Source organism: Homoserinimonas sp. OAct 916 (genome assembly GCF_003260275.1).
GTDB lineage: Bacteria > Actinomycetota > Actinomycetes > Actinomycetales > Microbacteriaceae > OACT-916.
In genome coordinates, this window is record NZ_QJHB01000021.1 from 1 (window position 1) to 11254 (window position 11254).

The following is an 11254-nucleotide window of genomic DNA, read 5'->3' on the forward strand; positions in this document are numbered from 1 at the left end:
GACATGAGGGTCTCCTAATCGAAGTGGTTGTCGTAGTAACTCCACTTTCAGCCGGAGACCCTCACCCCGTCGTCAACAACTACAGCGAGTCGTCACACCGATTCAACCAACGTCCCTGGGCAGTACACCTAGACGGTTCGCGGGGTACCGGTTTCTCCGTGACCAAGGGCGGTGAGAACGTCATTTTTCGGTTGGGAGATCACGTGGAGCGGGATTCCCACCGGGCACACAGCAGTGCACTCACCGATCTATGTGCATCCGCCGAAACCTTCGGCGTCATGCTGATCGATCATGGTCAGGGCGCGAGAGGCTCGTTCGGGTTGGCCTTGGGGTAGCGAACCGAGGTGGGTTGCTTTTGCGCCTGTGAAGAGCATCGCCGAACCGTTGGGGCAGGGTTCGACGCAGGCACCGCAGCCAATGCAGCCGGCGGCATCGAATGCTTGATCAGCGGGAAGATGGCGCAGGTCGAACCGTATTCGGGCATGTTGCCGAGCACTACCCGGTTAGCCAGTGGAACGTTTGCGACACCGGGGCCGTAATCGACGAACTTTCCGACGACACGCCGCTGGCGGAGCAGTTGGGCGACGGTGAGTACCAGATCGGTCGCGGTCACGTCCCCTCACGAAGCTCGCCGGTGAGCTTGAAACCGAGTACTGGCGGAACCAGCATGCTCATCGGCTGACCGAGCATCGCGGCTTCGGCCTCGATGCCGCCGACGCCCCAGCCCAGCACTCCCAGCCCATTGACCATTGTCGTGACCCCATCGTGCGTCGTTTTGATGAAACTGGCAATGAGCCGATTCAACGCAATGCGAGGCATCATCCCGGATACGGGCCCCTGGGCGTACGGTGTGATTGCCAAACGCTGCGTTCACGCAGGTCTCACGATTCCTGACGATTCTTCGATACCCGCCATGCGCGCATTTTCTACGAGTCAACCCGTCCTCTGGACACGGATCCTAGATTGCGTCACGATGGATGAGTTGGGCCACCAAGATCCGCTAACGAACCTGTCACCGACACAAAAGATGGCTGCGGCCCATACGCGAGATGGGAAATTCATGGACGCCGTCTGGGTGGGCCTCGGGATTGTGATACTTCTCCTCGGTCTGCTCGACGTGTTCTTGACTGCGCTCAACTACGACGAGACCGGTTTCCTCGCGGGCCCGATAACGTCCATGCAGTGGCGGCTGCTCCGCCAGGTCACCCGCCGGATCTCACGTCGGTGGCGCCCGTTCGCGCTGCGGCAGGTCACCGGGCTGCAAGTCCTGACTACCGTCTTCGTGTGGCTGGCCTTCATCATCACCGGTTTCGGGCTCGTCTATTTCGGCGCCATGCGACAGTCGGACTTCTCCTACGGCGGGCGTGACCTGGGAGCCGGGATGTTCTCCGCGATGTACCTGAGCGCGGCCCAGTTGGCGACCGTCGGTACCGGGCAGCTCAGTCCTGAAACCGATGTGTTGCGTGCGGTCACGATTATCGAGACCCTGATCGGGCTGGTCCTGGTGACGATGATCCTCACCTTCGTATTGGGCGTGTACCGGGTCGTTCGCGACCTGCGGACTCTGTGCGCCAGATTCGTCACCCTCAAACTGGGCGAAGGTGATCCGACGGCCAGTTTGGAGCCGTACTTTCCAGCAGGACAGACCACCGGACTCGACAGCCACCTGCAGGCCATCTACGACAGCTTCGACGCCTACACCGACGGTCTCCGGCTGCATCACGCGGCGTACTACTTCCAAAGCGGCCGCGACGAATTCGCCCTGCCCTACGCACTGCGGATGCTCGCCGGCACCATCGCCACACTGCGCTGGGGCCTGCCCGCCGGCCACCCCGCCACTGTCGAACCCTCGCTGATAGCACTCACCGCACACTTCGAACGTTTCGCCGACGACCTGCACGCCCAACTGCGGTGGACCAGCACCGACGTGCCCGAACTGCTCTCCTTCGAAGACTTCCAAGCCGCGACAGAATCCGCGGGCGGCACGCCGTCCGACCCGTGGGTCAGACGCTTCACCCGACTGAATCAGCGCATGCTCCGGCTGGTCGAAGGCGATTCCGCCGACCACGACCCGAGCGAGGCCTACGGCCGGTACCGGCAGTGGCTCCCCTTCACCTACCGGGCCGACCGGCTCACGGCCGCCGTCAGCCGCGACCTGGACTACCAACCGGTCATCCGCACCGGCCGCGGAGCCGCACCGGGATGGGATCCGGCGGCAGACTCCGGCTCGCCGGCGCCGATACATTGGTTGCAGAACCTGTTGAACCGGTGGGTCGCGCTGCCAGACCCCGGCCTGATCCGGCTCACCACGGCTGTACGGGTGCTGCTGGCCGTCGTCCTGGCCCTGGCCACCACCGTCCTGGTGTTCACGGCCACCGGCATCCCGGCCGTGCCACCGGGGATGTTCGCAGCCACCGTGGCGATGCAAATCACGGTGATGGCCCGCGACCGGACGGTGATCGGCCGCAAGGTCACCACCGGGCTGGCGATACTGCCCGCGATCGGCGGGGCCGGCCTAGGCTCCGTAATCTCCGGCAACTGGACCTGGACGCTGATCGCGCTCGCCCTGGTCGCGCTGGCCGGTGTGTGGGTGGGGCGGTTCGGTCCACGTGCGGCGGCGCTGGGGCAGTTGGTGTTCATGATGACCTACTTCGGGCTGATTCTGCACATCCCGATCGCCCAGCTGCCCGACTTCGCTGTGGCCGCGGTCCTCGGTGCGTCCTGGGCATACCTGTTGAACTTCGTGTTACTGCCCGACCGACCGGGCCGTATCGTGCGTCGTGGCGTTGCCGCGTTGGGCGGGTGCCTGGTGCTCGCTCTCGACCCGCTCATCGACGCCGTCTCCGCGGGCCGGTGGGACCCCGACATCAGCAACCGGTCACGCGCGCGCATGCGCCAAGTGCACCGGTGCGCCGCGCTGGTCGAGGGCCAGCTGGCAACCGCCGACCCCGGCGACGGCGACCGGTCCGGTGCCTTGCGCCACCACCTGTTCGATACCGAACTCGCGGCCTCGGCCACCGCCGAGGCGGCACAGCGCCTCGCGGCTGCTGGCCCGACAGTGCCGGCCGCCGTGCGGGCGACACTGGCAGGTCAGCTGGAGTGGGTGCAAGAGCAACTGCGTCGCGTCCGCGCCTCCGAGCAGCCGGCGGCACCCCCACCGGGCCTCGACCTGGTACCAGGTGCCGAACCGCGTTCCACGACGGGCTGGCCGCGGGTCGCCCGTCACCTGCGTCATTCGGCGATCGAGCTACTCGACGCCACTGGCGCCCTCTTCCACGCCCAGACGCTTGACCTCGCCGACTCCCGGCAAGCAACCGCCGTGATCGCCGGCCAGGACAGCCCGACACCCCATCCTGACGCGAGTCCGCAGGCGGCCGCCACCGTCACCCGCTGGTTCGAGGAGGTCCCCACACGCCGCGCGATCCAGGCCGGCGCGGCCACGCTCGGGGCGCTGCTGGCCGGCGCCGCGATCTCCTCCTCCGAGCAGTACTGGGCGGCGCTGGCCGCCTTCCTCATCTTCAGCGGCACCACGACCACCGCAGGCACCGGCATCAAGGGTGCCCAACGGGTCATCGGAACCATCGGCGGTGCCATCATCGGTTTCCTGATCGCAATTACCACCGGCGCCAACCCATGGCTCATCCTGCCATTGGTGCTCGTCTGCGTGTTCGCAGCGATGTACTACAGCGCAATCTCCTATGCGGTCATGTCGTTCTGGATAACCATGATGATCTCCATGCTCTACGAGTACCTCGGCAAGCTCACCGACGTGATACTCGAGGTGCGTGTCCTCGAAACCGTGGTCGGAGCCGCCATCGCGCTTGCCGCCGCCAGCATCCTGCTGCCCCTGCGGACCCGGCAGAAGATCAACCAGGAGACCACCGCCCTGCTGCACACCGTCGGCGACGTCCTCGATCTGACCCTCACCCGTCTCGGCGGTATCGATGGCGACCGACATGGGCTGGCACGCCGCGCAGACACCCTGAGCCATCAGGTGCGGCAGGTAGCCACCACCGCAGCCCCACTACGCCAGGTCTCCGGAACCTTCGGCCGGGACGGCATCGAACGGCTCCTCACAGCACTCAATGCACTGACCTACTACACCAGACAAGCCGCCAACTCCGCCCTCACGACCGAACCGGCCACCGGCACCCCAGACAACACACAGCGCTACACGGACCTCGCGGTCTTGACTGACGACAACGTCACCGCCCTCATCCAGGTCATAGACGGCCGGCAGCCCAGGGCCACACACGACCTTGACGAATTCGAGATCCCCCACCCAACCGCCGAGCCAGACGGATCCCCACACGCCGCCGAGACAGCACTGACCTACCTCGCCCGCGCCAACCAGGCCATGCTCACCCTCATCGATGACGGCGCACCCGCACCCGACAAGCCACCAACACGACCCGACGACTCGCCGGCGTGAACCCACCACGACGCCTGTCCCCAAGCGCCCCGGCGCCATCGAGTCCGGCGGAGGCAGCGGCCTATCGGTCCAGTCAAGGCCTGTGATCGATTCGAGGAATGGCCACGTGTGGGACTCCATCAACGGTTTCGATATCAACAAGGCCGGCTACCCTATCGTCGGCGTGTTCCTCGTCACCTGGGTCAACGCCCTGGCCATCTGGAAACTCGGCCACCTCGTAAAGAAGTGGTCAATCCCCGCCACGACCGTGCAGCACAGGCGGGGATCATCGTGAGAATGCCGATCGCTGAGCCGTCCCGTAGAAGGTTGGTCGTGCGCGCGTGCGGATGGTCGCCAGAACGCTTCCGGGGAAACAGTTTGACGTCAGCCGTTCTTCTGTGCATCGCCTGAGCCGGTGGCAGCGGCGTGCGGGACATGCCAGTTGTAGTGCAGCGATAGCATCCGGAGGCCAAAGACCAGCACGGCGACGAGCAGCTGTGCCAGGGCATTGTAAAATCCGATGGACCACAACACGGTGAGCAGGGCCGCTCCCAGCATGGCAGGAACGGCGTAGATGTCGTTCGGATTGAACAACTGCGGGTCACGGTTGGCGACGACATCGCGCAGCACCCCCCCCGCCGACCCCCGTGATGAGCCCGAGCAACGCGGCGGCAACGGGGTTCATCCCCACATTCAGCGCCGTGACGGTACCGGTTGTGCAGAACAGCGCGAGGCCGGCCGCGTCGAACACAAGGAGCGTGCGCGAGAATCGCTGGACACTGTGAACCAGGAAGTAGACCAGCAACGTCGCCGCGATCGGCGGGATCAGGTACACCGGTTGGGCGAACGCCGTCGGTGTCACTCCGAGGATGAGGTCCCTCACGACTCCCCCACCCAGTCCGGTGAGGCCACCCAGCAGCAGCGAGCCGACGATGTCGAAGCCACGACGCGTCGCGAGCAGGCAGCCAGAGATCGCGAAGAAGAAAGTACCGAGAAGGTCGAGCACCAAGGCCCAGTTCATTTTCCGCCACCTCTCGTCTTGCTTGAGGGCAAGCCTAAGACTGCTCCCCAATCTGCGCCGTCTCGTCACTCGATCCAATGCCGCTTGGCTCTGGTCGATCTTGGAAGGTCGATCTTGGAAGGCTTCTTGAAAACTTCCTGGAATGGATTGCGGTCGGGTTCGCCGCCGGTCATGCGGGAAGCGCGATATCTAGGGTTGCCGTTAGTCGAACCGGAGGATGTGGCGCCGCTCCTGGTGTTTCTCGCCTCGGATGCCGCCCGCATGGTCTCCGGTACTGTGTTTGCCGCGACCGGCGTTGACAGCGCGAATTTCTAAGACTGACCGCCCGGTGTGAGCGGCCTGTTTCGGTTTCCGGCTGGTGAGGGTTTTCCTGGTCTCCTCGCAGTGCGCGCCGACTCTTCTCCGGTATGTACGTCGGTCGTACTATAAGAAACAAGCTGCATCGGATGTCGGTCGGATAGCGGTCGCCGCCGTGCGCGGGTCGGAGAGGTACACTCCGCCGAGAGCAGGAGTCGAACGATGAGTGACAATGATGGCAGCGCGTCGATCGTGCTGGCCGGCCAGTCGACGATCGCGGAGTGGCAGGAGGATTTCTACCGGACCGTGCACCGGCATCCGGAGCTCGGTCACCAAGAGGTCAAGACTGCTGCAGCAGTCGCCGCCGCGTTGCGGAGATTCGGCTTCGAGGTTCAGGAGAAGATCGGCTCGACCGGTGTCATCGGCATCCTGCAAAACGGTGACGGGCCGGTCGTGCTCATGCGCGCCGATATGGATGCTTTGCCCGTCGAGGAAGCGACCGGACTGCCATACGCGAGTGCCGATCGCGCGACAGATGGCGACGGCAACGACGTGCCGGTGATGCACGCCTGCGGGCACGACGCGCATGTCGCCTGCCTGCTGGGCGCCGCGCGACTACTCTCCGAAAAGCCAGCCGCCTGGCATGGCACGTACATCGCGTTGTTCCAACCCGCGGAGGAACTCGCCGATGGCGCGGAGGTCATGCTGAAGGGCGGGCTCGCCACGATGATTCCGCGGCCAGATGTCGCTCTGGCCCAGCACATGCTGCCCATCCCTGCCGGCAGAGTCGGCACGAGAGCGGGGACGTTCCTCTCCAGCGGCGACAGCATGCGAGTGACCGTGTCAGGTCGCGGCAGCCACGGATCGATGCCGCAGCTCTCCGTCGATCCCGTCGTTCTGGCGTCAACGATCGTCGTCCGGCTGCAGGGCATCGTCGCGCGGGAGATCACGCCCGGCGAGTTCGCCGTGCTCACCGTGGGGCGGATCGCGGGCGGGTCCAAGAGCAACATCATCTCCGACCACGCGGTGCTCGAACTGAACATCCGCACTTTCAGCGAGACGACTCGCACGACGATCGTGAAAGCGATCCATCGCATCGTCGAAGGAGAATGCGCGACGTCCGGATCCCCGATGCGGCCCCGCTTCGAACTCTACGACCATTACCCCGTGACCGAGAACGATCCGGACGCCACGGCGAGGGTCGCCGATGCATTCGCGCGTTACTTCGACGACCGAGCGTTCACCATCGACCGCCAATCGGCCAGTGAGGACTTCAGCGAGATCCCCAACACGCTCGGTGTGCCGTACACCTACTGGGGAGTGGGGTGCATCGACGCCGACCTGTACGCGAAGGCCGAAGCCGCAGGCTCCGTCTCCACGGACATCCCGTCCAATCATTCGCCGAACTTCGCTCCCGCACTCGAACCCACACTCCAGACCGGTACCGCAGCCGCCGTCGTCGCGGCGCTGGCCTGGCTCGGTGACAACTACTGATCGGCCGCCGGAGTCATCCGCTACAAGGGTGTGCTGTACCCCGGCGCACCTGAGCCACTCGTCAGCCCGGAGCTGTTTGACCAGGTGCAATCCATGCCGAAGACGCATAATGCCAGAGCACCTCGGCATGTCATACGCATCATTTAATGGGCCTGCTGCTCTTCGGGGCGTGCGGGTCACGGATGTTTCCGCTGTCCGCGACTCCGAACTCGCTGACCTCGACCGAAGACGAACAACTTCGCACCGTCCTCGCCGAACCATTGGCCGCCATCGCCGCAACCACACGAACCTGCGATGCAAAACGGGACACACACCATCAAACGATGCCGCGTGTTCCCGTAAGGATACGTAAGGATATTTGAGTGGACCTACGTATGTGCTTCTCAAACCCAGGGAGGCCGCTCAAATCGTAGATCTCCCGTGTTCTCAAGGGATCCAGCGCCAGTAGGTCGCGCAATCACAGTGACCGAATAGTGGATCAACGGGGTCCGGTGCGCGAAAATTCGAGCCAGTCTCAAACACGTTTGAGTGCCTCGAGTCGGGCTGACTTGATCGCTGATTACGTCGAAGGTGTGCCTGTGCATGAGCTGGCGGCGAGGTTCAACATTCACCGTGCCACAGTGCGCGAGACCGCACGTCGAGCAGGTCATGCGAGTCGGCACCCTGAGTTATCGGATCGAACGCGTGCCGACGCCGCCCACCTCTACAAAGGCGCCCTTACCCCCGCACAAGTCGCCGAACAGCTCGGGATCAGTGATGAGGGAGTCCGAGCAGCTGTGGTGGCTTGCGGTGGAACAATCCGCCCTCCGGGCCGACGCCGCGTTGTCGCCTGATCCGGGCGCCCGGGCACAGGCGCGGCTTAGACATGAGCGTCCGGTCCCTCGAACCAGGCGAGCACCTCGCGGCGCAGGTACCGGACGCGTCGGCGGCGATGGTACTGATGGTGCGTTTGACGGCCGGAACATTCGAGCCGCCTGATCCTCACCGCACTCGGGCAACTGCACGACCGGGTCGAAGGTCTAGACTCGGGTGCCAACGACTACCTCGTGAAACCGTTCGAGTTCGAAGAGCTCAACGCCCGACTCCGGGCACTGACCCGTCGCTACGACGGAATCAGCACCAGCTACCAGATCGGTGGCTGGACGTTTTACGCCGAGGATCGCATCATCGAATCGCCGTACTCCGGCAGGATTCTGCTCACCGTGACTGAGACCGAGCTACTTAACGTGTTGGCCTCGGAGCCCGCGCGCACCTTCTCCCGCGAGCAACTCCTCGCGCGCGCATTCACGCGGGGGGAGAGCGTGGCCACCGTGGAGACATATGTCCACTACCTCAGAAGGAAGACCGATAGAGACCTGATCCAGACAGTTCGCGGGCGCGGCTACCGTCTGGGCTCGCTGGAATGACCACCATCTCGTAGCCGCTGAACAGTAACCCACTGTGGGCTCAGAGGTGCACAGGGTCATTGCTGTGGGGTGCAGCACTCGGCATCCAGGAATCGACGTTGCGCGCGACTGTCGCCGACCTCGTGCCGCCGGATCGCCGGGGCACCACGTATGGGATCTACGCCGCCATCGTCGGCGTCGCGACGGCCGTCGGAGGCATCATGGCAGGCGCACTTTACGGTGTATCAATACCCGCACTCATCATTGTGACGTTCGTTATCCAAGCTGCTACCATGTTTGCGCTTCTGTTCGTGCGCCCCAAGCGACGCAAAGTAGGTCTGTGATGTGGTGGCAGATTCTGATCAGCATCCTCGGCGGCCTGCTCCTCCTGTGGTTGGTGCTTCTCGCGCTGCTTTGCGCAGCTGCAGGCAGTCAACCAGATACGATGACGCTTCGCGACGCGCTCAGGCTGGCAAACTGTCCACTTCCCGCACGATGGTGAGGGCGGTAAGATCCCCTCGTGAAGCGGATGCTCGCCAACCCCACCATTCTGTGCACCACTCAGCTACTGATCCCCGTGGTGGCACCAGTGGCACCCCCGCCGCCCACACGGCTTCTGGCATCTGCCCGGTCGAGTCACTTCGCCGGCAGAAAGCTCTCCGCCGGAAAAACCCGCGACAAGTTGCTCACAGGAGATGGGTGAAGTGGCGTCCACTTCCCGCTCGCGCCGCGGCCACATTTTGGATCTCGTTTTTCTCGTCGGCGTGGTGCTGAAAGGCCTCGACGGGCTATTCGAGTTCGCCGCCGGCGTTGCTTTAGTATTCGTTGCACCAGAAACGCTGACCTCTGCAGTCCAATCGTTGACCGCCGCCGAGCTCCTCGAGGACCCCCACGATTTGATTGCTAACCTGCTCCGGCAGGGCACGAGCAACCTTGATCGGCAAGGCCTGTTCCTGATCGGGCTCTATCTGCTCATCCACGGGGTGGTCAAACTTGCTATCGTCGTCGCACTGATAGCCGGCAAAACGAAGGTGTATCCATGGGCGATCGGGGCGCTCACTATCTTGGCCGTCGTGCAGATCGTCGACTTCGTGATTCATCCGTCGCTAGGCATTGCCTTCCTCACTGTCTTGGACGTAGCGATCATTGCTCTCACCTGGCGCGAATGGCGACAAAATCGAAGCCTCCGAGAAACCCTGGCTGAGTCCATTTCCTGGATACAACAATGGCCCGTTTTCAAACACAATTAGGTGGCCACAACGGAATCTGCTGCGCAAGCGAGCGTGCTGTGAGGCCAGCCGCTCAGGCAGCGGGGGGGCAAAGTCGAAAATGCCGGACCTCAAGATCTCCCGCCGACACAGGTCGTCACCGCATGGGAGGCTGCCGGCTGACCGGCTGGCACGTGGCCGCTCGCCGGTTGGAAGGTTGGCCGGTTGGCCGGTTGGCCGCATTTTCTTAGAAGCATCTGAGATTGCCCGCTGCAGACTCGAACTGCCGGCTGTGTGACATCCGCAGGCAGGCCGGCAGGGACGAGTGTGATGACGGTGACGAATGTGATGCCCGACACGGCAAAACGGCGACGGCAGGGCCGCTTGCGACCGTTCGAACATCCGCGTGCGCTCGGCACCGTGAGCGTTCTCGCGCTCTGCGCGCTGCTCAGCTTCGGCGTTTTCGTCGCCCGGTCGCCTGGCTGGACGACATCCGAGCTCGGCATCGATCAATGGTTGAGCCTGCACCACACGGTGTTTTTCGACGGCGTGGCGCTCACGATCGCCTGGTTGTTCGATCCGGTGATGGCGGTGATCATCGCCCTTACGGCGGCTGTGATCGGCTTCGTCACCCGTAATCCTGCCCGCGTTCTCACGTTTCTCGGCATGGTCGCCGTCGCCTGGGGCGGCAGCGAAGTTGTCAAGTGGATTGTGCAACGACCACGACCCGATGCGACCCTGCTGGCGCATCCGTTGCTCACCGAGCACTCATTCAGCTACCCCAGCGGGCACACCTGTTTCGTTGCAGCCGTCGCAATTGCGCTGATCTTCGTCGCCGGGGACCACCCGTGGCGAGCCGCTGTCATCACAATGGCGATCTTCGCGACAGTGCTCGTCGCCGTGTCGCGCGTGTATCTCGGGGTTCACTACCCCACGGATGTCACCGCGTCTATCGTGTATTCGGGCGCGGCCGCTGCCATCGCCCTCGTGGTTTGGCTGCAATACGTGTTGCCCCGTTTTTCGGTCTCCCTCCGTGACCGGCCGTCACGCCTATTCTGAGCGCAGTGGAGTTAGAAACCCAGTGCAGTTAGATTTGTGGTCAGGCGACGCGAAAGGACGGGCCACGGATGATAACGACGAAACCCCGCCTTCTTCTCATCGAAGACGACCCCGAACTCGGGCCGCTGATCACCGGTGTGCTCGAGGAGTCGTATTCAGTCGAATTGGTGGCCGACGGCCAGGCTGAATATTGGCTTCCAAGGGAGCCACGTGTGGTGCGGGTCAGCGCCGCCTCCCCAAACCATGGATCGTGTCGTTCAGAGCCACGATTGGCGTGGTTGAGAGCCACCTGAAAAGCTCCTTCCACCATGTGATGGCCACGTGGTGGAAGGAGTACGGGTAATGGTACGGAAGATCAAGGCGAAACTTGTCTTGCAGC

General features: G+C 63.7%; 9 protein-coding genes and 2 pseudogenes. 7 read left to right on the forward strand and 4 right to left on the reverse strand.

Going from position 1 to position 11254, the window contains the following annotated elements; genetic code table 11:
• Positions 1-128: 128 nt before the first annotated feature.
• Positions 129-449, reverse strand: a pseudogene (locus DL891_RS17845) (4Fe-4S dicluster domain-containing protein); the annotation flags it as partial.
• Positions 446-756: pseudogene (locus tag DL891_RS16200) on the reverse strand (aconitase family protein); the annotation flags it as partial. The pseudogenes DL891_RS16200 and DL891_RS17845, both read right to left, overlap by 4 nt.
• A gap of 271 nt (positions 757-1027) precedes the next feature.
• Here DL891_RS16200 and DL891_RS16205 point away from each other — a divergent pair.
• Both DL891_RS16205 and DL891_RS17205 read left to right on the forward strand, forming a co-directional pair.
• The gene (locus DL891_RS16205) at positions 1028-4432 is read left to right on the forward strand and encodes an FUSC family protein (protein WP_198668960.1); all 3405 of its coding nucleotides are present in this window, start codon (positions 1028-1030) and stop codon (positions 4430-4432) included.
• Positions 4433-4538: 106 nt separating this feature from the next.
• Positions 4539-4706 carry a hypothetical protein gene (locus tag DL891_RS17205; protein WP_157962576.1) on the forward strand — a complete coding sequence of 56 codons (168 nt, stop codon included), beginning with the start codon at positions 4539-4541 and terminating at the stop codon, positions 4704-4706.
• 89 nt (positions 4707-4795) lie between these two features.
• Here the strand turns inward: DL891_RS17205 and DL891_RS17850 are convergent, their stop codons facing one another.
• Both DL891_RS17850 and DL891_RS16210 read right to left on the reverse strand, forming a co-directional pair.
• The gene (locus tag DL891_RS17850) at positions 4796-5041 is read right to left on the reverse strand and encodes a TRIC cation channel family protein (protein ID WP_368665643.1); all 246 of its coding nucleotides are present in this window, start codon (positions 5039-5041) and stop codon (positions 4796-4798) included.
• On the reverse strand, positions 5013-5432 hold the full coding sequence (locus DL891_RS16210) for a trimeric intracellular cation channel family protein (protein WP_368665644.1): 420 nt from the start codon (positions 5430-5432) through the stop codon (positions 5013-5015). Before DL891_RS16210 ends, DL891_RS17850 begins: the two co-directional genes overlap by 29 nt.
• 519 nt (positions 5433-5951) lie before the next feature.
• On the opposite strand from DL891_RS16210, the gene DL891_RS16220 reads away from it, so the two are divergent.
• The 5 genes from DL891_RS16220 to DL891_RS16250 all read left to right on the forward strand — a co-directional run bounded on the left by DL891_RS16220 (position 5952) and on the right by DL891_RS16250 (position 10875).
• On the forward strand, positions 5952-7223 hold the full coding sequence (locus tag DL891_RS16220; RefSeq protein ID WP_111721540.1) for an amidohydrolase: 1272 nt from the start codon (positions 5952-5954) through the stop codon (positions 7221-7223).
• Positions 7224-8269: 1046 nt separating this feature from the next.
• Entirely contained in the window at positions 8270-8629 is a 360-nt protein-coding gene (locus DL891_RS16235; RefSeq protein WP_111721542.1) for a response regulator transcription factor, read from the forward strand.
• Between the two features lie 32 nt (positions 8630-8661).
• Positions 8662-8952 carry an MFS transporter gene (locus DL891_RS16240; protein WP_255563110.1) on the forward strand — a complete coding sequence of 97 codons (291 nt, stop codon included), beginning with the start codon at positions 8662-8664 and terminating at the stop codon, positions 8950-8952.
• A 360-nt stretch (positions 8953-9312) separates the two neighbouring features.
• Entirely contained in the window at positions 9313-9858 is a 546-nt protein-coding gene (locus DL891_RS16245) for a DUF2127 domain-containing protein (RefSeq protein ID WP_157962577.1), read from the forward strand.
• A gap of 288 nt (positions 9859-10146) precedes the next feature.
• Positions 10147-10875 carry a phosphatase PAP2 family protein gene (locus DL891_RS16250; RefSeq protein WP_111721545.1) on the forward strand — a complete coding sequence of 243 codons (729 nt, stop codon included), beginning with the start codon at positions 10147-10149 and terminating at the stop codon, positions 10873-10875.
• Positions 10876-11254: the final 379 nt, after the last annotated feature.

Coding starts and splice junctions, on each gene's coding strand:
- DL891_RS16210 (WP_368665644.1), bottom strand. CDS start 5,432: ATGAACTGGGCCTTGGTGCTCGACCTTCTCGGTACTTTCTTCTTCGCG.
- DL891_RS16205 (WP_198668960.1), top strand. CDS start 1,028: ATGGCTGCGGCCCATACGCGAGATGGGAAATTCATGGACGCCGTCTGG.
- DL891_RS16220 (WP_111721540.1), top strand. CDS start 5,952: ATGAGTGACAATGATGGCAGCGCGTCGATCGTGCTGGCCGGCCAGTCG.
- DL891_RS16250 (WP_111721545.1), top strand. CDS start 10,147: ATGACGGTGACGAATGTGATGCCCGACACGGCAAAACGGCGACGGCAG.